The organism is Amycolatopsis kentuckyensis (genome assembly GCF_002155975.1).
GTDB classification, from domain to species: domain Bacteria; phylum Actinomycetota; class Actinomycetes; order Mycobacteriales; family Pseudonocardiaceae; genus Amycolatopsis; species Amycolatopsis kentuckyensis.
The window spans coordinates 1-21,791 of sequence record NZ_MUMI01000263.1 but is presented as its reverse complement, the minus strand read 5'-3'; the positions used below and the strand labels follow the sequence as shown (position 1 = coordinate 21,791).

General features: G+C 72.0%; 18 protein-coding genes. 9 read left to right on the top strand and 9 right to left on the bottom strand.

What is annotated here, in order from left to right; all coding sequences use genetic code 11:
• From CCN39_RS25065 to CCN39_RS25055, 3 genes are all read left to right on the top strand, one after another.
• On the top strand, positions 1–1,078 hold a 1,078-nt coding region (locus tag CCN39_RS25065; RefSeq protein ID WP_279629585.1), incomplete at its 5' end, for a PEP/pyruvate-binding domain-containing protein.
• Positions 1,079–1,100: 22 nt separating this feature from the next.
• Positions 1,101–2,411: an MFS transporter gene (locus tag CCN39_RS25060; protein WP_244210990.1), complete on the top strand. Its 1,311-nt coding sequence runs from the start codon at positions 1,101–1,103 to the stop codon at positions 2,409–2,411.
• Positions 2,412–2,558: 147 nt separating this feature from the next.
• Positions 2,559–3,392, top strand: coding sequence for a helix-turn-helix domain-containing protein (locus tag CCN39_RS25055; protein WP_086845887.1), 834 nt, complete (start codon positions 2,559–2,561; stop codon positions 3,390–3,392).
• 42 nt (positions 3,393–3,434) lie between these two features.
• Here the strand turns inward: CCN39_RS25055 and CCN39_RS25050 are convergent, their stop codons facing one another.
• The 4 genes from CCN39_RS25050 to CCN39_RS25035 form a co-directional block, all read right to left on the bottom strand.
• The gene (locus CCN39_RS25050) at positions 3,435–3,962 is read right to left on the bottom strand and encodes a regulatory protein RecX (protein ID WP_086845892.1); all 528 of its coding nucleotides are present in this window, start codon (positions 3,960–3,962) and stop codon (positions 3,435–3,437) included.
• Between the two features lie 218 nt (positions 3,963–4,180).
• Positions 4,181–5,227, bottom strand: a complete 1,047-nt coding sequence (gene recA / locus CCN39_RS25045; protein WP_086845885.1) for a recombinase RecA — start codon at positions 5,225–5,227, stop codon at positions 4,181–4,183.
• Between the two features lie 236 nt (positions 5,228–5,463).
• A complete protein-coding gene (locus CCN39_RS25040; RefSeq protein WP_086845883.1) occupies positions 5,464–5,658 on the bottom strand; it encodes a DUF3046 domain-containing protein in 195 nt (64 codons plus the stop codon).
• A 36-nt stretch (positions 5,659–5,694) separates the two neighbouring features.
• A complete protein-coding gene (locus CCN39_RS25035) occupies positions 5,695–7,536 on the bottom strand; it encodes an Hsp70 family protein (protein WP_086845881.1) in 1,842 nt (613 codons plus the stop codon).
• Positions 7,537–7,718: 182 nt separating this feature from the next.
• On the opposite strand from CCN39_RS25035, the gene CCN39_RS25030 reads away from it, so the two are divergent.
• From CCN39_RS25030 to def, 6 genes are all read left to right on the top strand, one after another.
• A complete protein-coding gene (locus CCN39_RS25030; protein WP_086845879.1) occupies positions 7,719–8,963 on the top strand; it encodes a four-carbon acid sugar kinase family protein in 1,245 nt (414 codons plus the stop codon).
• Complete coding sequence (pdxA, locus tag CCN39_RS25025; protein WP_086845877.1) at positions 8,960–9,988, top strand: 4-hydroxythreonine-4-phosphate dehydrogenase PdxA; 1,029 nt, start codon at positions 8,960–8,962, stop codon at positions 9,986–9,988. The genes CCN39_RS25030 and pdxA overlap by 4 nt, the downstream gene beginning before the upstream one ends.
• Positions 9,985–11,262 (top strand): MFS transporter, encoded by a 1,278-nt coding sequence (locus CCN39_RS25020; protein ID WP_086845875.1) that lies wholly within the window; start codon positions 9,985–9,987, stop codon positions 11,260–11,262. The genes pdxA and CCN39_RS25020 overlap by 4 nt, the downstream gene beginning before the upstream one ends.
• Positions 11,234–12,034: a DeoR/GlpR family DNA-binding transcription regulator gene (locus tag CCN39_RS25015; RefSeq protein WP_086845873.1), complete on the top strand. Its 801-nt coding sequence runs from the start codon at positions 11,234–11,236 to the stop codon at positions 12,032–12,034. The genes CCN39_RS25020 and CCN39_RS25015 overlap by 29 nt, the downstream gene beginning before the upstream one ends.
• Positions 12,015–16,685 carry a DEAD/DEAH box helicase gene (locus CCN39_RS25010; RefSeq protein ID WP_208630368.1) on the top strand — a complete coding sequence of 1,557 codons (4,671 nt, stop codon included), beginning with the start codon at positions 12,015–12,017 and terminating at the stop codon, positions 16,683–16,685. The genes CCN39_RS25015 and CCN39_RS25010 overlap by 20 nt, the downstream gene beginning before the upstream one ends.
• Before the next feature lie 156 nt (positions 16,686–16,841).
• Complete coding sequence (gene def, locus CCN39_RS25005; RefSeq protein WP_086845869.1) at positions 16,842–17,342, top strand: peptide deformylase; 501 nt, start codon at positions 16,842–16,844, stop codon at positions 17,340–17,342.
• A gap of 3 nt (positions 17,343–17,345) precedes the next feature.
• On the opposite strand, the gene CCN39_RS25000 is transcribed toward def, so the two are convergent.
• The 5 genes from CCN39_RS25000 to CCN39_RS53040 all read right to left on the bottom strand — a co-directional run.
• Positions 17,346–18,407, bottom strand: coding sequence for a GNAT family N-acetyltransferase (locus CCN39_RS25000; protein WP_086845867.1), 1,062 nt, complete (start codon positions 18,405–18,407; stop codon positions 17,346–17,348).
• 74 nt (positions 18,408–18,481) lie between these two features.
• Complete coding sequence (locus tag CCN39_RS24995; RefSeq protein ID WP_086845890.1) at positions 18,482–19,315, bottom strand: alpha/beta fold hydrolase; 834 nt, start codon at positions 19,313–19,315, stop codon at positions 18,482–18,484.
• Between the two features lie 15 nt (positions 19,316–19,330).
• Positions 19,331–20,062, bottom strand: coding sequence for a VOC family protein (locus tag CCN39_RS24990; protein ID WP_086845866.1), 732 nt, complete (start codon positions 20,060–20,062; stop codon positions 19,331–19,333).
• 58 nt (positions 20,063–20,120) lie between these two features.
• Positions 20,121–20,888 carry a maleylpyruvate isomerase family mycothiol-dependent enzyme gene (locus CCN39_RS24985; protein WP_086845865.1) on the bottom strand — a complete coding sequence of 256 codons (768 nt, stop codon included), beginning with the start codon at positions 20,886–20,888 and terminating at the stop codon, positions 20,121–20,123.
• On the bottom strand, positions 20,878–21,791 hold a 914-nt coding region (locus CCN39_RS53040), incomplete at its 5' end, for an SAV_6107 family HEPN domain-containing protein (RefSeq protein WP_244210989.1). The genes CCN39_RS24985 and CCN39_RS53040, both read right to left, overlap by 11 nt.

Here is a 21,791-nt window from a genome sequence, read left to right as displayed (position 1 = left end):
CGTCACCCTGGAGCAGCCGGAGGCCGATCACAGCCCGATCGTGAACCTCGCCCGGCTGCGCGCGTCCGACCGCCACCGCTACGGCACCAAGGCGGCCAACCTCGGCGAGCTGCACCACGTGCTGGCGCACGGGTCGCAGCGGCTGCTCGGCTTCTACCAGGTGCCGCGGCCGCCGCGGGACAACCTGCTGCCGTACCTGGCCCGGCTGCTGGACGTCCCCCTTGACGCCGATCTGGGCGCCGCGGCCCGCCGGCTGCTCGACGAGCACGTCCGCGTGCCGCGCGGCATCGCCCTGCCGTTCTCGCTGCAACGGCGGTTTCTGGAGTCGTCGCCGCGGATCCAGCAGGCCATCGGGAAGCTGAAGATGGCGCTGGAGCTGGACGCGCGCGAGATCGAGCCGCTGTGCGTCGAGCTGCAGGGCCTGATCCGGTCCGCGCGCATGCCGGGCGCGCTCGCCGGCGAGATCGACTCCGCGCTGGTGTCGCAGCTGGCCGGCGTGCGGGCGTTCGTCGTGCGCAGTTCGTCGAACGCCGAGGACCTCGCCGGGTTCTCGGCCGCCGGGATCTACGAGTCGCACAACCACGTCACCACGGCCGAGCGGATCTTCGCCAGTGTCAAGGAGGTCTGGGCGTCGCTGGTGTCGGTGCGCAGCGTCCGGCTGCGGCAGCAGGCCGGGATCTCGCTCGACGAGTGCTACATGGGCGTGGTGATCCAGGAGCAGGTCGCGGCGGACTTCGGCGGGGTGCTGGTGACGACGAACCCGATGAACCGCGCGGACTTCCGCACGGTGTACGTCAACGTGTCGCCGCGCGTGACGGACGTCGTCGACGGTTCGGCCCTGCCGATGCAGTACCTGTATTCGACGGTCGAGGGCGGTGGCCGCACGCTGTCCCTGGGCGACGCGCCCGCGGACCTCGACGAGGCCGCGCACGCCCAGCTCCAGCGGCTCGCCGTCGCCGGCCGCCTGCTGCAGGGCCACTTCTCGCCCGACTACACGTTCGACTCACCGGTGGACGTCGAGTGGCTCGCCGACGGCGAGCACCTCCACCTCGTGCAACTGCGCCCCTATTCGGCCTGACCTTCCCGGGAGAAACGCGATCATGCTGGGCCTCCGTCTGCCCGCGAAACCCGACGTTCAGCGCGCCGTCCGGCTGACCTACGGGTTCCAGTTCTTCTTCGGCCTGCTGCTGTGGGTGCCGATCTTCTACACGTACCAGAAGCTCGTCGGGCTGTCCGACGGCGAGATCTTCGGCATCCAGAGCATCTACTACATCGTGTTCTGCCTGCTCGAGATCCCGACCGGGATGATCGCCGACCGCTTCGACTACCGCACCTCGCTGACGGCGGGCGCCGGCGTGCTGGTGGCCGCGAACCTGGTGCCGGTGTTCCTGGGCTCGTACACCGGGTTCCTGGTGCACTTCGTCCTGATCGCCCTGGCCCGCTCGCTGGTGTCCGGCGCGCAGAGCGCGTATTTGTACGAGTACCTGCACGCCTCCGGCGCGGGGGAACACTACCTCCGCGTGGAGGGCGTCGGCCGCGCGTACAGCCTGGTCGGCAAGATCGTGTTCTGGCCGGTGATCGGCCTGCTGATGTCGTGGAGCCTCCCCTCCCCGTACTGGCTGACGGCGATCAACGCGGGCATCGCACTCGTGTTCGCGCTCAAGCTCCCGCCGATCCCCGGCGGCCGCCGCGTGACCGGCAAGACGGCCTCGCTGCTCGCGGGAGTCGGCGGCGCGCTGTCGGCGCTGCGGTCGTCCCGCTGGCTGGTGCTGCTGATGGTGCAGGGCGTCGCGATGTTCACGCTGGTGCGGATCTGCCAGGTGAACCTGTTCCAGCCGATCCTCGAGTCGAAGACGCTCTCGGTGAACTGGTACGGCGCGGTCCTGGCCGCGATGACGGTCTTCGAGGCACTGGGCGCGGCCCGCCCCCACCGCCTCCGCCGCGCGATCGGCCCGGTGGGTTCGGTGTTCACGCTGACGATCGTGATGGCCCTGTGCCTCGGGGTGATCGTGTTCGTGGGCTCCTTCCCGGCGGTGGTGCTGCTGTGCGTGTTCGCGGTGGCGACGGGGATCGCGTTCCCGGTCCAGAAGCAGCTGCTGAACGACTCCATCCCGGATTCCCGGTACCGGGCCACCCTCCTGTCCATGGAGTCCATTGTGGACAGGGCGGTGTGCGCGCTGGTCGCGGTGGCACTGGGCGCGTACCTGGCGGCCGGGCAGCTGAACGAGTTCCTGGTCCTGACGGCCATCGTGACGTGCGTCGCGATGGGCCTGCTCGCACTGCTGTTGCTGGCGGTCCGCAAGCACCGCTCGGACCGCCGGGTGCCGACGGCCCGCCGTCCGGACCAGGCCGGCACGAGCCTCCCGCCGGAACTCCGCGTGCAGCACCAGGTGGGTGAAGTCCGCCGCTGACCCAGCGGCGGGCTCCGGCCATCGTTCCGGCGCACGCAGGTCCTTCCAGCCTGCCGGTCAGCAAACCGATCACTCATCAACTTGCGCGAGCGCTCATTGAGCGCTAGTTTTATAGGCGCTCAATGAGCGCTCGCAAGGGAGAGGTCTGTGAACCTGGTTAGCCAACGTCGTGAGACCCTGGGACTCACCCAGCAGGAGGCAGCAAGTCGCTCAGGAGTGTCGGTAGCCACTTGGCGCCGGCTCGAATCCGGCGATGGACCACTCGCGATGCGCCCGTCGACTGTCGAGGCGGCCGAGCGCCTGCTACGTCTTCCATCGGGCGGACTCCTATCCCTCCGCGCCGGAGAGGACATTCCGCTTTCCAGAAAGACTCGATCGCCGAACAACGAGTGGATCAGGCTGATCGGCCGCTCGTTCTCCGGAGATCCACTGACTCCACGCCAGGCATTCAGGATCAGCATGGCTGTGGCAGGCCTTGAGGATGACGCGTTCGTTCAATGGGACGACTATCTGACCGGTCGTTGCACAGCCGACGACCTTCCGTTCGCCTCCCCGCTGCCTGATTGGGTTCTTTTCACCGTAAATACCATATGGCTACAACGTTTTCGACAGACCTTCGTGCAGATCGGTGAACGCATCACATGCGGCGAGACACCCTACCCTCGTTGCATGGCCGAGCGAGTCGCGCTGTGGATCACGCTCTCCTGGGTACAGGAGGAGGGCGGCGACATTGCGTCGGAAATGCTCGACGACGACGAGGAGACAGCTGAAGCCTTGCCGGAGAAAGCTGATCTCGACGACGATTGGGAGCGCGTCGAAGACGGGCTCTTCGACGACGACTTCGACTTCAAGATTATTTGGCTGGATAATTTCACCAAGGTCATCTTTGGCGACTCTACCGCAGCGTTCTCCGGTCATTTCGGCATCGATGCGGCTTCGTACCATCCCTTTCGCTGGTGGGAAACCGACCAGAGCAACTGACCACCGTGCGACTGCCTGCCGCCCAGAGGACGGCAGGCGCGGTCAGTCGATGACGGCGTCGTCGAGCAGGGTGGACTCCGCGCCGTACTCGCGGAGTTCCTCCCTGATCACGGTGTAGGCCAGCCCTTGCGGGTAGCCCTTGCGCGCGAGGAAGCCGAGCAGCCGCCGCAGGGCGGTCTGTTCGTCGACGTTGCCGAGCGAGCCGAGGCGCTTGCGGACCAGTTCCCTGGCCATCTGTTCCTCGGACTCGCGGTCGACCTCGCCTGCCGCCTGCGCGGCGACCTCGCCGTCGACACCTTTGCGCCGCAGCTCGGCCACCAGCGCGGTGCGGGACAGGCCCTGGTTCGCGTGCCGGGATTTCACCCACAGCTGGGCGAATTCCTCGTCGTTGACCAGCCCGGCCCGGTCGAGTTTGCCGAGCAGGGTTTCGCTGGTCTCCTCGTCGAATCCCTTGCGCTGCAACGCCTGCCGCAACTCTTCCTGAGTCCGCGGCCGAGCGGCCAGGAGATCGAAGCAGATCTCCTTGGCCTTCTTGTACCGCTCCTCGGGAGGAAGCTCAGCCGGCGGCACCTTCGGCGCCCTGGCCACCCAAATCACTCCTCGTTCTCACCACCCCAGCAGCACGCCACCAGGCCGAACGTCACCACCCAACGCAACCCCGCCGGGGGTCCAGGGGGCTCGCCCCCTGGCGGGGGTCCGGGGGTCCGACCCCCGGGAGACACGGCGGAGGGATAGGGGCGAGCGCCTTCCGCGAGCACACCTCACCCAATCCCGCAGCGCCCCTTCGATCAGAAGTCGACCGGTGCCGGAACCGCCTCAACAGCTGCCGCGTCGAGCTGCGGGCCGATGCCGAGCTTCTCCTTGATCCGCTTCTCGATCTCGTTGGCGATGTCCGGGTTGTCGCGCAGGAACCGGCGCGCGTTCTCCTTGCCCTGGCCGAGCTGGTCACCTTCGTAGGTGTACCAGGCGCCGGACTTGCGCAGGATGGACTGGTCGACACCCATGTCGATGAGCGAGCCCTCGCGGGAGATGCCCTGGCCGTACAGGATGTCGAACTCGGCCTGCTTGAAGGGCGGGGCCACCTTGTTCTTGACGACCTTGACGCGGGTCCGGTTGCCGACCGCCTCGCCGCCGTCCTTCATCGTCTCGATGCGGCGCACGTCCAGGCGGACCGACGCGTAGAACTTCAGCGCCTTACCACCGGTGGTCGTCTCCGGGGAGCCGAACATGACGCCGACCTTCTCGCGGAGCTGGTTGATGAAGATCGCGGTGGTGCCGGAGTTGGACAGCGCACCGGTGATCTTCCGCAGCGCCTGGCTCATCAGGCGGGCCTGGAGGCCGACGTGCGAGTCACCCATCTCACCCTCGATTTCGGCGCGCGGCACGAGCGCGGCCACGGAGTCGATGACGAGGATGTCGAGCGCGCCGGAGCGGATCAGCATGTCCGCGATCTCGAGGGCCTGCTCACCGGTGTCCGGCTGGGAGACGAGCAGCGCGTCGGTGTCGACGCCGAGGGCCTTGGCGTACTCCGGGTCGAGCGCGTGCTCCGCGTCGATGAAGGCCGCGATGCCGCCGGCGCGCTGCGCGTTCGCCACCGCGTGCAGGGCGACCGTCGTCTTACCGGAGGACTCCGGGCCGTAGATCTCGACGACCCGGCCGCGGGGCAGGCCGCCGATGCCGAGCGCGACGTCGAGGGCGATCGAGCCGGTGGGGATCACGGCGATGGGCGGCCGGGTGTCCTCGCCGAGGCGCATCACCGAGCCCTTGCCGTACTGCTTGTCGATCTGCGCGAGCGCGAGCTCGAGCGCCTTGTCCTTGTCGGGTGCTGCAGGCATGGAAGTCCACCTCGCTGGTCGAAGCCCCGTGTCCCGGGGTCTGTGTCGGTTCTTCAGCTGTCCGGTCCGACGCTAGCGGCGGGGACCGACAATTCCAGGCGCGGCGCCCAATCTGTGGATCGCTGGACCCGATGTGGACAACACCTTAGACGAACACCTGTTCGAGGTCGGCAGCGACACACCCTTGCGGTAGGGTTTTCGCCCGCCCGGGTCAGGTCCCCCGGCATCGGCCCAGGTCAGCGCCGTTCGGCCGGGACGTCGAAGGCGTCGCAGACCTCGCGCCAGATCTCCTTGGCCGGGATTCCCGCGGTGAGTGCCTGGTCGACGGTGCGCCCGCCGAGCCCGCTCAGGACGTGGTCCCTGGACAGCACCTGGGCCCGCCCGGGACCGAACTCGTCGGCCATCAGCCGCCGGAAAACCGTGATTCGCATCGGTTCCACTTTAACCGGCGGCCGCGGGCGGCCCGGCTACTGACCCGGCTGGACGCTCGCTTCGAAGTAGTCGGCCAGCGTGCCGGGCGTCGTCACCGCCGCCTGGTCGCTGGTGTTCAGCTGGTAGATGAACCCGGCCAGCGGCCGGTCCGACACCGAGAACACGAGCACCGCCGACGTCTTCCCCGCGGCCGACGAGTAGTGCCCCTTGAGCCCGTTGCCGCCCCAGTCGGCCTCGGTGCGGTCGCCGCCCGCCGAAGCGAGCAGGCCGTCGGTGTACTGCTTGAGCGCGTCGGCGCTGTCGCCGTGGACGTAGGTGACCTGCGTGCCCGCCCGGCCCGGCGCGGAGCAGGTCGAGGAGGCGCCCAGGCGCTGCGCCGGCGCCGCGGGGCCGTTGCCCATGCCCGGCTTGCAGTCGCCGGTGTCGGCGATCTTCCCGGCGAGCTGGCGCAGGCACCCCGTGAAGCCCTTGTCGTCCTCCTGACCTGGCGTCCGGCACTGGTCCGCGGTGTAGGTCGTCACCGAGGACGACGAGGTGAGGAACACCGTCAGCCCCACTGCGAGCACCACGACGATCGCGGCCGCGATCCCGATCAGCAGCTTCTTCTTCCCGCCGGCCTTCGGCTCGGCCTTCTCGGGCGCGGGCGAGTACGCGGGGAAGTTCGACGGCATCGGCTGCGGGCCGCTCGGCGGGAAGTTCGACGGCGCGTAGCCCGGGTACTGCGGCGGAGGCGGCGCGTACTGCGGGCGGTGCGGCGGCGCACCCGCGGCCACCGCCCCTTCGACGTTCTGGGTGCGCACGGACAGCCCGTCGCGGGCCACGTGCTGCGCGCCGAGCGCGACGGCGGTCTCCGGCTGGTCGAGGCTGCCCGGCACGACGCCGAGCTTCTCCGCGATCATGGTGCCGACCAGCGGCAGCCGGCTAGACCCGCCGACGAGGTAGATGCCGGCCAGCCGGTCCGGGGTCAGGCCCGACGACCGCAGCGTCCGCGACAGCAGTTCGACGCTGCGCAGCATCGCCGGCCGGACCAGGCCCTCCAGCTCGCCGCGCGTGACGAGGACGTCCTTGAACGGCTCGGGCATCGGCACCTCGGTCTGCGGGTGCCGCGACAGCGCCTCCTTGGCCGCCTTGACGTCCTCCTGCAGCGCACGCCGGGTGCGCCGGTCACCGGTGGACTCGGGACGCAGGAGCCGCTGCCAGCGCTGCGGATCGGAGTGCGACACCTCGCGCCCGACGTGCACCATCAGCGCCTGGTCGACGTCGAGGCCGCCCAGGTCGGGCAGGCCGTCCTCGGCGAGCACGGTGAACCCGTTCTGCGTGGCGCCGACGACCGCGACGTCGAAGGTGCCCGCGCCGAGGTCGTAGACGGCGAGCGCCTGGCCCGGCGCCAGCGACTTGCCGGGGAACGACGCGAAGTGCGCCGCGGCGGCGACCGGCTCGGGAACCAGCAGGATGTTCGGGCCCATCCCGGCGAGCCGGGCGGCGGACATCAGCACGTTCCGGCGCGTCTGCCCCCACTGGGCGGGGTGGGTCAGCCGGACCTCGTCGGGCTGCTCGCCGCCGAGCTGGCGGGAGGTCTCCTCGAGCACGCGGCGCAGGATGGCGGCCAGCGCGTCGGTGACCGGGACGACGTCGGTGCCGAGCAGCAGGGTCTGCTCGTCGATGCGGCGCTTGGGGTTCGGTTCGAAGCGCGTCGGGTCGAGCCGGGCGCGCCGCTCGGCGTCGCGGCCGACCATGATCGTGCCCTCTTCGGTGGCGAACACCGCCGACGGCATGTTGGCCGAGCCGTCCACTTCGACGACCCGGGGCGGCATACCGTGCGCCGAAAGCACGGCGACGGTGTTGGACGTCCCGAGGTCCACCGACAGGATCCGCACAGCACTCCCCTTCGCGAAAAACACGCCCCGACGGCGCCCGCGTGATGCTGCCATGCGCGCGGTCACCGTGCGTGCGGACCCGGGAAAGTCACTGCTCCTTGACGCGGAAGGTGATCAAGGTGCACGATAGTTGCACAGTTCGGTCAACTCGATTGCTCAGACTGCGCAGAAGGGAGGGTCCGGTGCCGAAACTGCTCGTCCTCGGGGACGACCTGACCGGCAGCAACGCGACCGGAGCGCTGTACGCCCGCTTCGGGCTGCGCGCGGTCTCCGTCAACGCGCCCCTGGCACCGGACGCGCCCTGCCTGCGCGCGGAAAGCGGGATCGATGCGCTGGTGGTGAACCTGAGTACCCGGCACGTCCCGCCACCACACGCCGCGCAGGCGGTGCGGGAGGCCATCGAGCTCGTGGGGCCGGTCCGGCTCACGGTGAAACGCGTGGACACGACACTGCGCGGGAACGTCGGCGCGGAGACCGAAGCCGTCCTGGCCTCGGCGCCGGAAGCGCGGGCCCTGGTCGTGCCGGCCTTCCCGGACGCCGGCCGCGTCACCCTCGGCGGCCTGCACCTCGTCGACGGCGTGCCGCTGGCCGAGAGTCCGGCGGCGCGGGACCCTCTCGCCCCGGTCCGGTCCTCGCGGGTGCGCACGCTCCTCCAGCCGACGCGCCGCCGGATCGCCGAGCTGCCGTTGGACGTCGTCGAGGAAGGCGTGGACGCGGTCGAAGCGGCCTTGCGCCCACCGGCCGGGATCGTCGTCTGCGACGCCACGACGAACCGGCACCTCACCACCGTCGCCCGCGCCGCGGCCCGGCTCGCGGCCGAGGGCACGCGGTGGATCTCAGTGGACTCCGGGCCGTTCGGCGTCCGGCTGGCCGCGGCGCTGGGCCTGGCGCCCGGCCACGGCACCGTCCCGCCGGTGCTGGCGGTGGTCGGCAGCATCACCGGGCAGACGCACGACCAGTTGCTGGAGACCGAGCTGGTGCTGGACGCGCGGTACGTCGACGTCGACCCGGAGCGGCCCGACCCGGCCGCGACGGCCGCGGGCGAACTCCTGGCGGCCGGCCACCGTGTGGTGGGCATGCGAGCACGCGCCCCCGCGCCCGGAACACCGGTCGATCCGGAGGTGGCGGCGCGGCTCCCGCCCGCCCTCGGCGAGGCCGCCCGGCTGGTGCTCGGCACGCACCGGATCGGCGGGCTCTACGCCACCGGCGGCGACATCGCCGTCGAAGTCACCAAGGCGCTCGGGGCCGAAGGCTTCGAGATCGACGCCGAAGTGCTGCCTCTGGCGGTGGCCGGGCGGCTGTCCGGCGGTCCCCACGCCGGGCTGCCCTTCGCCACGAAGGGTGGGCTGATCGGCGGGCGGGATGCCGCGGTCGCCTGCTTGGAACACCTCAATCACGTCCTGGCCACCGGAAGGAAGAACCCGTGAGCGACCTCCCCGTTCTCGCCGTCACCCTCGGCGACCCCGTCGGCATCGGCCCGGAGATCACCCTGAAGACCCTCGCCGAGCCCGAAGCCCTGCAAATGGCGCACGGGGTGGCGGTGGGTGACGCGATCGTGCTGGAGCGCCTGGTCCGGCACCTGGGCCTGAACCTGGAGATCAACCCGATCGCCACGGTCGCCGACGCGCGCTTCACCACCGGCGTGATCGACGTGCTGAACCTCGGCGTCGTCACCGAAGACCTGCCGTGGGGCGAGGTGAACGCGACCGCGGGCGCCGCGGCGGTCGGGGCGATCGAGGTCGCCACCCGGCTCGCGCTGGCGGGCGAGGTCGACGCGGTGGTGACCGCGCCGATCAACAAGGAGGCCATCTGGGCGGCGGGCTCGCAGCACCTCGGGCACACCGAGATGCTCGGCGAGCTGACCGGGTCAACCCGGTTCAACACCATGTTCTGGGTCTCCGGGCTGAAGATCTTCTTCGCCACCCGGCACCTGTCACTGCGCGAAGCGATCGATCAGATCACGCGGGAGAACATCGAGCACGCGATTCGCGAGGCGTATACGGCGCTGGAGGTCTTCGGCACGGAGAAACCGAGACTGGCCGTGGCGGCGTTGAACCCGCACGGCGGGGAGAACGGCAAGTTCGGCAACGAAGAGATCATCGCGATCGCGCCCGCGGTCGCCGCCGCCCGGGTGGCCGGGCTCGACGTGGTCGGCCCGATCCCCGCGGATTCCGTGTTCCACCAAGGGATCCAGGGCCGGTTCGACGGGGTGCTCTCGCTCTACCACGACCAGGGGCACATCGCGTCGAAGACGTACGACTTCGACGGCACGGTCTCGGTGACGGTCGGGCTGCCGATCCTGCGCACGTCGGTCGACCACGGCACCGCGTTCGACATCGCCGGTACCGGCCGGGCGTCGCACGGCACCATGCGGGCGGCGTTCAAGGCGGCGGCCACCCTGGCGCCGTACGCGCGGAAGCTGCCCGTCATCTACCCGCCGGGCGTCCGGTGATCCCCCGCAAGCGCTGGGCGTACGTCATCCCGGTCGCGGTGGTCATGTACATGCTGGCCTACCTCGACCGCACGAACGTCGCGGTGATCCTGCCCTACATCGGCGACGACTTCCCGCTGTCCGCCGGCGCGAAGGGCCTGGCGAGCGGCATCTTCTTCGTCGGCTACCTCGTGCTGCAGATCCCGGCGGCGGTGCTGGCGGCGAAGTGGAGCGCCCGCAAGACCGTGCTGCTGCTGATGATCGCGTGGGCGATCGCGGCGGTGCTGTGCGGGCTGGTGCGGAACGAAACGCAGCTGCACCTGGCCCGGCTGCTGCTCGGGCTGTTCGAGGGCGGGGTGTGGCCCGCGGTGCTGATCCTGCTGGCGTCCTGGTTCCCGCAGGCGGAACGGGCGCGGGCGAACGCGCTGTGGATGACGTGCCTGCCGATTTCGGCGATCCTCATGTCGCCGCTGTCCGGGTTCATGCTCGACCACATGTCCTGGCGCTGGGTGTTCGTCCTGCAGGGGCTGCCACCGCTGGTGTGGGCGGTCGTCTGGTGGTTCGCGGTGGCCGACCGGCCGGCGCAGGCCCGGTGGATCTCCGCGGCGGAACGCGAGTACCTCGAAACCACCTTGCAGGCCGAAGAAGACGCGAAGCCGGCATTCGCCAAGCAGGGCTACCGGCAGGCGCTGGCGAACCGCCAGGTGCTGCTGCTGGTCGGCGTCTACTTCTTCTGGATCACCGGCTTCTACGGCTTCTCCTTGTGGCTGCCATCGGTGGTGAAGACGATGACCGGCGGCTCGGCCACCGCCGTCGGCTTCCTGTCGGCCGTGCCGTACGTGCTGGCGCTGGGCGGGATGGTCGCGTGCGCGCAGTGGTCCGACCGCACCGGCAACCGGCGGCTCGCGATCACGGTCCCGCTGCTCGTCGCGATCGCCGGGCTGCTGCTGGGCAACCTCGTACACTGGCCGGCGGCCGTGCAGCTGGTCCTGCTCTGCGTCGTGGCGACCGGCGTCTACATGCCGTACGGGCCGTTCTGGGCCATCCCCAGCCGCGTCCTCGGGATCGAGGTCGTCGCCGTGGCGATGGGCCTGATCAACGCGCTGGGCAACCTCGGCGGGTTCGCCGGCCCGTACCTGGTCGGCTGGCTCACCGACGTCACCGGCAGCGCGACCACCGGGTTCGTCGTGCTGGCCGCGTTCCTCGCCGTGGCCGCCGGGCTGGCGTTCTTCGGGCTGAAACCCGTGACTGTGGCAGAGTCGGCACATGTCCCAGCCGCGACCAGGCACCCGTGACCGGCGCGCGATGCTGCTGGAAGCCGTCCGCGACGGCGCCGGTGGCATCGCGGAGCTGGCGGAGGAGTTCGGCGTCTCCGAGTCGACGATCCGCCGCGACCTCGCCTCGCTCGCCGGAGCCGGGCACGTCGTCCGCACCTACGGCGGCGCGCTCGACACCGAACGCAGCCCCCGGGAGAAGGACCGGGAGCACGCGGCGGCCAAGGACGCGATCGCCCGGGAGGCCGCCGCGCTCGTCCAGGACGGCGAGGTGGTGCTGATCGACGCCGGCACGACCACCGGCAGGCTCGCCCGCCACGTCGCCCACCGCGAAGGACTGACCGTGGTGACCAACGGCGTCACCGCGATCCGCGAGCTCGCGGGCTTCGCCGGGATCGACCTCATCGTCCTCGGCGGCCGGCTGCGGCACCCCAACGAAGCGATCCTCGGCGAGAGCGTGCTGGCGCAACTGCGGCACATCTCACCCGATCGGGTGTTCCTGGGCGCGGACGGCGTGGTCGCCGACCGGGGGCTGTGCTGCCCGTCACTGGAGCAGTCGGTCGTCAAGCACGCGATGCTCCACGCCGGTGGTGAGGCGTACGTGCTGGCCGACCACTCCAAGCTGGACCAGGCCCCTTTTTCCTACTGGACACCCCTGGACCGCGACTACCGGCTGATCACCGACGAACCCCGGATCGACGTGGTGTTCCCGCAGTTCGCCCAGAGCGTGATCCTGGCAAGCGGTCCCGAAATTGTCGGTGGTGCCGCGCATCATGGACGACGTGGCAACTGACGTGCTCGACCTCTTCTCCCCCGCGACCCGCGACTGGTTCGCGGGAGCCTTCGCCGCGCCCACCGCGGCGCAGGAAGGGGCCTGGCGGGCGGCGCACGCGGGCGAGCACGCTCTCGTCGTCGCGCCCACCGGGTCCGGCAAGACGCTGTCGGCGTTCCTCTGGGCGCTGGACCGGCTCTCGGTGGAGCCGCCGCCGGCGGAGGCGACCAAGCGCTGCCGGATCCTCTACGTCTCGCCGCTGAAGGCCCTCGCGGTCGACGTCCAGCGGAACCTGCGGGCCCCGCTCGCCGGCATCTCGCAGGCCAGCCGCCGGCTCGGGCTGCCGGTGCCGGCGATCGAAGTGGGCATGCGCACCGGCGACACCACCGCCGCCGAGCGCCGCACGTTCGCCAAGACGCCGCCGGACGTGCTGGTGACCACGCCGGAGTCGCTGTTCCTCATCCTCACGTCGTCGGCGCGGGAGTCGCTGCGCGGCGTCGAGACCGTGATCGTCGACGAGGTGCACGCGGTCGCCGGCGGCAAGCGCGGCGCGCACCTCGCGCTCTCGCTGGAGCGGCTGGACGCGCTGCTCCCGAAGCCGGCGCAGCGGATCGGCCTGTCGGCGACGGTCCGCCCGATCGACGAGGTGAGCGCGTTTCTCGCCGGCGGCCGTCCGGTACGTGTGGTCCAGCCGAAGCTGGCGAAGACGATCGAGGTCCGCGTCGAGGTCCCGGTCGAGGACATGAGCAACCTCGACGCGCCGCGCAGCGGCCCGGCGCCGGGCCCGCTCGACGCGCTGGAGTCGCTCGAATCGCTGACCGAGGCCTTCCCGCCCGGGGACATCGCGCCGGGCGGGCTGGGCACCCTCGAAGAGATGGCCGGCAACCCCGTCCAGCGGCCGTCGATCTGGCCGGCGGTCGAGGAGCGGGTGCTGAGCCTGATCCGCGCGCACCGCTCGACCATCGTCTTCGCCAACTCGCGCCGGCTCACCGAGCGGCTCACCGCCCGGCTCAACGAGCTCGCCACCGAGCAGACCGAGCTGGCCCCGGCCGACACCTTCCCGGCGGAAGCCATCGCGCAGTCCGGCGTCAGCACCGGGGCGCCCCCGGTGATCGCCCGGGCCCACCACGGGTCGATGTCGCGGGAGCAGCGCACGCACGTCGAAGAGTCGCTGAAGTCCGGGCAGCTGCCGTGCGTGGTGGCGACGTCGTCGCTGGAGCTAGGCATCGACATGGGTGCCGTCGACCTGGTGGTGCAGATCGAGGCGCCGCCGACGGTGGCGTCCGGGCTGCAGCGCGTCGGCCGCGCCGGGCACCAGGTCGGCGCGGTGTCGTCCGGGGTGATGTTCCCGAAGTTCCGCGGGGACCTCGTCTCCTGCGCGGTGGTCGCGGAGCGGATGGCGACCGGCGCGATCGAGGCGGTCCGCTACCCGCGCAACCCTCTCGACGTCCTGGCGCAGCACGTCGTCGCCATGGTGGCGCTGGAGCCGTGGACGGTGCCGGACCTGGCGTCGCTGGTCCGGCGGGCGGCCCCCTTCGCCGCGCTGCCGGACGACGCCCTGCACGCGGTGCTCGACATGCTGGCGGGCCGCTACCCGAGCGAGGAGTTCGGCGAGCTGCGGGCGCGGATCACCTGGGACCGCATCGGCGGCGAGCTGCGCGGGCGGCCCGGCTCGCAGCGGCTGGCCGTCACGTCGGGCGGCACCATCCCCGACCGCGGCCTCTTCACCGTCATGACGCCGGGCGCGGACGACAAGCCCGGTTCGCGCGTCGGCGAGTTCGACGAAGAGATGGTGTACGAGTCGCGCGTCGGCGACACCATCCTGCTCGGCACGTCGTCGTGGCGGATCACCGACATCACGCACGACCGCGTCATCGTGGTGCCGGCGCCGGGCGAACCGGCGCGGATGCCGTTCTGGAAGGGCGACGCGCCGGGCCGTCCGCTCGAACTGGGCCGGGCGCTGGGGAAGTTCGTCCGCGAACTGTCCACTTCGGACGATGTGAAGGCGCGCGAGCGGGCCGAGGCGGCGGGGCTGGACGAGCGGGCGTGCGACAACCTGCTCGCCTACCTGGCCGAGCAGAAGGCCGCCACCCGGCACGTGCCGAACGACCGGACGATCCTGCTGGAGCGCTACCGCGACGAGCTCGGCGACTGGCGGATCATCGTGCACTCGCCGTTCGGCGCGCAGGTGAACGCGCCGTGGGCCCTCGCGATCGCCGCGCGGCTGCGGGAAAACCGCGGGGTGGACGCGCAGGTGGCGCACTCCGACGACGGCATCGTCCTGCGGCTGCCGGACGCACTGGACGCCGAAGGCGGCGAGGTCACCATCGGCGCGGACGACGTGCTGCTCGACCCCGAAGAGGTCGAGCAGCTGATCGTCGCCGAAGTCGGCGGCTCGGCCGTGTTCGCGGCGCGGTTCCGGGAGTGCGCGGCCCGGTCGCTGCTGCTGCCCCGCCGGGACCCGCGGCGCCGGACTCCGCTGTGGCAGCAACGGCAACGCGCGTCGCAGCTGCTGTCGGTCGCGGCGAAGTACGAGCGGTTCCCGGTCGTGCTCGAGGCCATGCGGGAGGTCCTGCAGGACGTCTACGACGTCAGCGGCCTGCGGGAGCTGATGGCCGACGTCCGGGCCCGCAAGGTCCGGCTGGTCGAGGTCGAAACGCCGGCCGCGTCGCCGTTCGCGCGCAGCCTGCTGTTCGGCTACATCGGGATGTTCCTGTACGAGACCGACGCACCGCTGGCCGAGCGGCGGGCGGCGGCGCTGTCGCTGGATTCGGCGCTGCTGGCCGAGCTCCTGGGCACCGAGGCGATCCGGGAGCTGCTGGATCCCGAATCCGTCGCCGAAGTGGAACGTTCGCTGCAGCGGCTGGATCCGGACAGGCACGCACGCTCGGCCGAGGACGCCGCGGACCTGCTGCGGTTCCTCGGCGACCTGACCGTCGAGGAGGCCGCGGAGCGCGGGATCCAGGCCGAGTGGCTCACCGAGCTGGAAGCGGCCCGGCGGGCGATCCGGGTGCGGATCGGCGGCGCGGAACGGTTCCTGGCGATCGAGGACGCCGGCCGGGTGCGTGACGCGCTGGGCACCGCGTTGCCGGTGGGCGTGCCCGAGGCGTTCACCGAACCGGTGGCGGACCCGCTCGGGGACCTGCTGTCGCGCTACGCCCGCGGTCGGGGCCCGTTCGCGGCGGCGGACGCGGCCGCGCGGTTCGGTCTCGGCACGGCGGTCGTCACCGGGGTGCTCGACCGGATGACCGGGGAAGGCCGCCTGGTGCGCGGCGAGCTGAGCCCGGTCGGCCATCCGGAAACCCACGGCGTCGGGGTCGAGTACTGCGACGCGGCGGTGCTGCGCCGGCTGCGGCGGGCGTCGCTGGCGAAGCTGCGAGCCGAAGTCGAGCCGGTCGAACCGGCGGCACTGGGCCGGTTCCTGCCCGCGTGGCACGGGTTCGGCGGCCGAGTCCGGGCGGCCCCGACGGCGGACGACGTGCTGTCGGTGGTCGAGCAGCTCGCCGGCGCACCGTTGCCGGCGAGCGCGGTGGAGTCGCTGATCCTGCCCGGCCGGCTGCCGGGCTACTCCCCCGCCCTGCTGGACGAGCTGACAACGGCGGGCGAGGTCACCTGGGCAGGCTGCGGCGCGCTCTCCGGCGGCGACGGCTGGATCGCCCTGGCCCCGACGGACGTGGCCGACCTCCTGCTGCCCGAAGTCGTCGAGGACATCCCGACCGGCCCGCTGCACGACGCGATCGTGTCCACTTTGGAGGGTGGGGCGCTGTTCTTCCGCCAGCTGGTGGACCGCGCAACGGTGCTGGTGGACAAGGCCCCCAGCGACGCCGAAGTCGTGGCGGCGCTGTGGGACCTGGTCTGGGCGGGGCTGGTCACGGGCGACACCCTGGGCCCGCTCCGAGCCCAGGTCGCCGGGCACGGCGCCCACAAACCCCGGCGCCAGGCCCCCCGCGGCCGATACGCGCGGCTGCGGGCGGGGCGTCCCCAGATGCCGTCGCGGTCGGGGCCGCCGACGGTCGCGGGCCGCTGGGCGCTGACCCCGCCCCGGGAGACGGACGCCACCCGCCGAGCCCACGCGCGAACGGAGGCCTTCCTGGAGCGCCACGGCGTCCTGACCCGCGGCGCGCTGGACACCGAACGCGTCACGGGCGGGTTCTCGGGGATCTACAAGGTCCTCCGCGGCATGGAGGACACGGGCCAGGTGATCCGCGGTTACGTGGTGGAGGGCCTCGGAGCGGCCCAGTTCGCGGCAAAGGGCGCGGTGGACCGCCTTCGCGCCCTGTCCGGCCCCGGCCGCCCGGCACCGGGCCGCCCGGTGGTGTTGGCAGCGGCGGACCCAGCCCAGCCATACGGCGCGGCCCTCCCGTGGCCGGCAGCAACGGGCGACACAAAGCACCGCCCAGCCCGCAAGGCGGGCGCACTGGCAGTCCTGGTCGACGGAGTCCCGGCCCTGTACGTGGAGAGAGGAGGCCGATCCCTGCTGAGTTTCACAGAGGAGCGCCAGCCCCTGACAGAGGCGGCGCAGGCCTTGTCGGCAGCAGTCCGCGAGGGCTGGCTGGGCCAGCTATCGGTCCAACGCGCAGACGGCGAGCAAGCGCTGACCTCAGAGCTGGCGGAGGTGTTGCGAGAGGCAGGCTTCCGAGCCACACCCTCGGGCCTGCGCCTGCGAGCCTGAGGCCGGGCCATGCCGGGCCGGGGCCGGGCGGGCCAGCCGGACCGGAGCCGCGCCAGGCCGGGCCGCACCGCGCCAGGCCGGTTGGCGATTGCTGCGCGATCGTCTTCCTCGCTGGCCTAAGCTGCCAGTCCGACACGCACGAAGGATGTTCTGCTCATGGCGATGCGCGAACTGCGCTATTTCGGGGACCCGATCCTCAAGTCCGTCTGCGATCCGGTCACCGTGTTCGACGAGAAGCTCGAGGCGCTCGTGCGGGACCTGGTCGACTCCGTCAAGCCCGCCGGGCGGGCCGGGCTGGCCGCGCCGCAGATCGGCGTCGGGCTTCGGGTCTTCAGCTACGACGTCGGCGGGCTGACCGGGTATGTCGTCAATCCCGAGATCGTCGAACTGTCCGAGGAAACGCACGAGATCAGTGAAGGCTGCCTGTCCGTGCCGGAACTGTGGTTCCCCACCAAGCGGGCGAAGCACGCGAAGGTCCGAGGCGTCGACGTCCACAACGAACCGATCGAGGTCGAAGGCGAAGACGTACTGGCCCAGTGCCTGCAGCACGAGACCGATCACCTCGACGGCGTTCTCTACCTCGACCGGCTCACCGCCGAGCGCAAGAAGTCCGCCCTGCGCGAAGCTCGCGACAAAGACTGGTTCTGGAAGCGCTGAAGCTCACGCCGGCAGGAACAGCCTGAGCCGGGCGCCGTCGTCGATGCTGCGTTCCGTGCGCAGGCCGGCCCGGGCCGCCGTGCGGGGCATGATGTCGTCGCCCGCCAGGCAGTCCGCGGACAGCTCCGTGATGCCCTGGGCCTCCGCCAGCACCGCCAGCCGCGCCAGTAGGGCCGTTCCGATTCCCTGCCGCTGCCAGTCGTCCTCCACCAGCAGGGAAATCTCTGCGCCGCCCGTGAGCATCGGGATGAGCTGGGCCAGGCCGATCACCTCGCGGCCGAACACGGCCAGCACGCTCGTGCCGCGCGGGGGCACCAACAGCCGGTGGAGGCGGCGGCGCGGGACCGTCCGCACGCCCGTGTGGTAGCGGCGGAACAGCGTCGCCATCGAACAGCGGCGGTGCAGTTCGGCCACCGCGTCGGCGTCACCCGGGACGCCCTTGCGCAGGACGATCGCCGCGCCGTCCGGGCGGTCGAGGACCACCGGGCCGGCCGCGTTGCGGGCCGCCGCCGCGAGCAGCGTCACCAGTGCCTCGGCGCGGGTCAGCTCCAGCTGCACGAACGGCGCCCACTGGCGGCGCGCCACCAGCGCGCCACCGTCGGCCAGCGCGAACACCGCCCGGTGCCCGCTCTCCGTGCGCGCCGGGTTCGCCTCGGCGGCGGGCACGAGCGTGACGACGTCCGCGGCCAGCACGTCCTTCAGCACTTCCGCCAGGCGCGCCGGGTCGTCGATCGCGCGACGGGCCGCGAGCAGCGTCGACGCCGACGGGTCGACGAGCTCGTGGACGTCGGCGTCGATGATCGCCGTGCATTCGCAGCCCTCGGCGCGGATCGCGTCGACCAGGTGGCGCCGGGGCAGGCCGGTCGCCGGGCGCAGCACGATCTCGTCGAGCACTCCGCCGGGCACCGGCAGCACCGACAGGCCGAGGATGTTGCACTCGAGGTCGGCGAGCCGGATGGCGATGCGGGCGAGGGTGCCCGGGTGGTCGTGCATCCGGATCCGCACCCGCCACGCCGACGGCGCCGCCGGCTCCTCGGCGACGGCCGCCCGGCTCGGCTGGGGCAACGCTCTGGAAGTCTCCATGCCCCCACGGTCCCCCGAGGTTGTTGCCGCTCCAGGACGCCGGTGTTTCGCGCAGGTCAGCGTTCGACGCGCCCCGGCAACGCCGCCGAAACACTCAGCCAGGACCGCAGCTCGGTCGCCAGCGCGACCGGGGCGTCCAGCTGGACGAGGTGCCCGGCGCCGGCGACCGCGGCGAACGTCGCACCGGGGATGCCGGCGGCGAGCCGCTCGCCGGTGACCTGCGGGATCCACGTGTCCTCGGCACCCCACAGCACGCGCACGGGCAGATCGATCCGGTCCAGCCGCTCCTCGTTCTCGACCAGGTACTGCTCGTCGTACGCGGCCATCTGCCGGTAGAACGCCGGCTGCCCCTCCGGCCCGAGCCACGGCGCCGCGAGCTCGGCCAGGTCGGCTTCCCGCAGCTGCCGGAAGCTCGCGTTGCCGATGTAGGTGCGGACCAGCGCCTCGTGGATGTACGGCGGGACCTGGGCGAGCACGTCGGGATGGTCCTGGACCAGCCGGAAGAACGGCGAGCCTGCCGGCGGGATCGCCACGACGTCGGCCATCAGCAGCGACGCGTACGGCACGCCGTGGGCCAGATGGGCGCGCAGCGAAACCGCGCCGCCGTAGTCGTGCGCGACGACGTGCGGGCGGTCGAGGTCCCAGTGCGCGAGCAGGGCCCGGAACGCCTCGGCCTGGACGCCGAAATCGACCGGGTGCTCCGGGTCCTTCGACGAACGGCCGTAGCCGGGCATGTCCCAGAGGTACACGGTGAAATCGGCGCTCAGCGCTTCGGCGAACGGCCGCCAGAGCCACGACGACCACGGCGTGCCGTGGCAGAACACCACCGCCGGCCCCGATCCGGCGCGTTCCCAGGCTATCCGGCGGCCCTCCCAGTCGAAGATCTCCATGATCCCCAAACTAGGTCAGCGCGGGGTGAGCACGCAGAACTCGTTGCCCTCCGGGTCGGTCAGCACCCGCCACGGCAGCGTGGGACCGTCCGGGTCCGCCGGCACCGCACCGGCCGCGACGACCTCCGTCACCGCCGCGGCCTGGTCGGCCTCCGCCGGGGGTGCGACGTCCAGGTGCACGCGGTTCTTGACCCGCTTGACGTCGTCGTTGCGCAGGAACTCCAGCCACGGCCCCCGGCCGGACGGCGCGCGCAGCCCCACCAGGACGTCGCCTTCGCGGGCCCGGATCGGCCGGCCGGTGATCCGCGCCCAGAAGCCCGCCAGGAGCTCCGGGTCGTGCGCGTCGACCAGGATCGACGCCACCGCGCCGGTGTCCGCGTACCGCTCGCGGGGTTCGAGGACGCAGAACTCGTTGCCTTCCGGGTCCGCGAGCACCACCCAGGGCACGTCGCCCTGCCCGAGGTCGACCCGGCGGCCGCCCAGCTCCAGGGCGCGCGCCACCAGCTCAGCCTGGTGCTCGGGGGTCGTGCTCGCCAGGTCCAGGTGGATGCGGTTCTTGACCTCCTTGGGTTCGGGGACCGGCACGAAGACGAGGTCCAGGTCCCAGCCGTCGCTTTCCGGGGCCCGGACGTCGAACTCACCCGACTCCTCGACGGCGACGTGCCAGCCGAGCAGCGCGGCCCAGAAGTCGGCCAGGACTTCCGGGCGCGCCGCGTCGATCACCAGGTTCACCAGGCGCGTGGTCATGCGCCGCAGGCTAACCGCCACCTCCGACAATTCCGGTTCGGCTTCCCCACCGGCCGGGTCATCGGGTCGCGAGCCGCAGCAGCGCCCAGAGCTGGGCGGCCTGGTCGTGCACGCCGCGCACGGTCACCGCGGTCAGGGACGCGCGGCCCCAGAGCCACAGGTAGATCTGCGCGGGTTTGGCCGTGACGACGTCGTCCGCGGCCTCGGCCTCCTCGGCCGAACAGCGCCAGGCCTCCGTGGTGACCGGACCGGCCCGCGCGATCCAGCTGTGCGCGCCGGCGCGGACGCCGACCGAGCCCGCCTTCGTGCCGGTCAGGCCGAGCATCGGGAGCTTCTGCCCGAACCACAGGGTGAGCACCTCGTCGATGCCGTCGATCGCGACGTCTTCGGGCACGCCGCGCGGCTCGGCGCCTGCCGCCTGCTCGACGTCGACCCGGTGGACGACCGTCTCGTGCAGCATCCGCCGGCGCCAGAACCCGTACGTCCGGTCCGCCGGCCACCAGGTGTCGGCGGGGTCCTCCGGGTCGTGCGCGGCGAGCTCGTCGAGCAGTTCGGTGAGGCCCGCCTCCAGGTACGCCTGCAGGCTCTGGCCCGGCTCGGGCTCGCGCGGCCAGTCTTCGGGGCTCCGGCCGTCGGTCAGCCGACGCCGGACCAGCCGGTAGAGGCTCCCGACGTGCCGGGCGACCTCGCCGACCGACCAGCCGGGGCAGGCGGGCACCGGCGCTTCGGTCGGCGCCGCGCGCACCGCTTCGGCGAGCAGCCTGCCTTCGATTCCCAACGCCGTGAGCAACCGCCCCTGGTCGACCGGGCCGTGCTCACGCGACATGGGCTTCCCCGGTGATCGGCAGGCCGTGCACGAGACGGCGGACGAGTTCGAGGAACGGCGTGGCGGCGCCCACCAGCCCGGCGGCGGACTCGGCGGTGACCTTCCCGGTGATCCCGGCCTGCGCGGCGGCGCGGGTGGCCGAGTTGCTGGCGAAGAAGGCGGACCACTCGCGCAGTTCGGGGGCGACGGAGTCGAGCAGCACCCAGGTGCTGGCGGGCCGGGCCCGCCCCCGGTGCGGCCGCCCCCGGGCGGCGAGCACGGCGGCGGCGCCCCGGAGGGCGGCGAGGTAGGCACCGATGAAGCGTTCGGCGGGCCGGCTTTCCTGCGCGGCCTCGGCGAGCCCCCGCCGGGCTTGGGCCAGCAACCCCGCGGCGGCCGGCGAAGCGGGCGGGCGCAGGGACATGGGGAGCTGAGACTGGTCGGCGTCGGCGCCCGGCGGGCGGAGCGACATGGGGAGTTCGGTGCCGGCCGGCGCCTCGAGAATCGGCAGGTCGACGCCAGCCGATGCCCCGGAAATCGGCAGGTCAGTGCCGGCCGGCGCCCCGGAAAACGGCAGGTCGGCGCCGGTCGGCGCCTCGAGAATCGGCAGATCGGTGCCGACCGGCACCCCGGGGATCGGCAGGTTGGACGCGTCGGCCACCGGCGACACGGCGGGCGGCTGGGCCAGCGGCGAGTCCGCAAGCACGGCCGCCCGGCCGGAGTCGGCCGACGGCACCGCCGGCTGCCGGGACTGCTCCGCGGCAGACAACTCGAGCTGCCCGGGATCCGCGACAGTGGTCTCAGGCGGCCGGGCCTGCGGCAAATCCGCAAGCTCGGCCGGCTGGCCGGAGTCGGCCGACGACACCGCCGACTGCCGGGACTGCTCCGCGGCAGACAACTCGAGCTGCCCGGGATCCGCGACAG

What these genes read in the sequence shown, in the direction of transcription:
- CCN39_RS25060 (WP_244210990.1), top strand. Translation starts at nt 1,101, where the DNA reads ATGCTGGGCCTCCGTCTGCCCGCGAAACCCGACGTTCAGCGCGCCGTC.
- recA (WP_086845885.1), bottom strand. Translation starts at nt 5,227, where the DNA reads ATGCCTGCAGCACCCGACAAGGACAAGGCGCTCGAGCTCGCGCTCGCG.
- CCN39_RS25040 (WP_086845883.1), bottom strand. Translation starts at nt 5,658, where the DNA reads ATGCGAATCACGGTTTTCCGGCGGCTGATGGCCGACGAGTTCGGTCCC.
- CCN39_RS25015 (WP_086845873.1), top strand. Translation starts at nt 11,234, where the DNA reads ATGTCCCAGCCGCGACCAGGCACCCGTGACCGGCGCGCGATGCTGCTG.
- CCN39_RS25010 (WP_208630368.1), top strand. Translation starts at nt 12,015, where the DNA reads ATGGACGACGTGGCAACTGACGTGCTCGACCTCTTCTCCCCCGCGACC.
- def (WP_086845869.1), top strand. Translation starts at nt 16,842, where the DNA reads ATGGCGATGCGCGAACTGCGCTATTTCGGGGACCCGATCCTCAAGTCC.
- CCN39_RS24995 (WP_086845890.1), bottom strand. Translation starts at nt 19,315, where the DNA reads ATGGAGATCTTCGACTGGGAGGGCCGCCGGATAGCCTGGGAACGCGCC.
- CCN39_RS24990 (WP_086845866.1), bottom strand. Translation starts at nt 20,062, where the DNA reads ATGACCACGCGCCTGGTGAACCTGGTGATCGACGCGGCGCGCCCGGAA.
- CCN39_RS24985 (WP_086845865.1), bottom strand. Translation starts at nt 20,888, where the DNA reads ATGTCGCGTGAGCACGGCCCGGTCGACCAGGGGCGGTTGCTCACGGCG.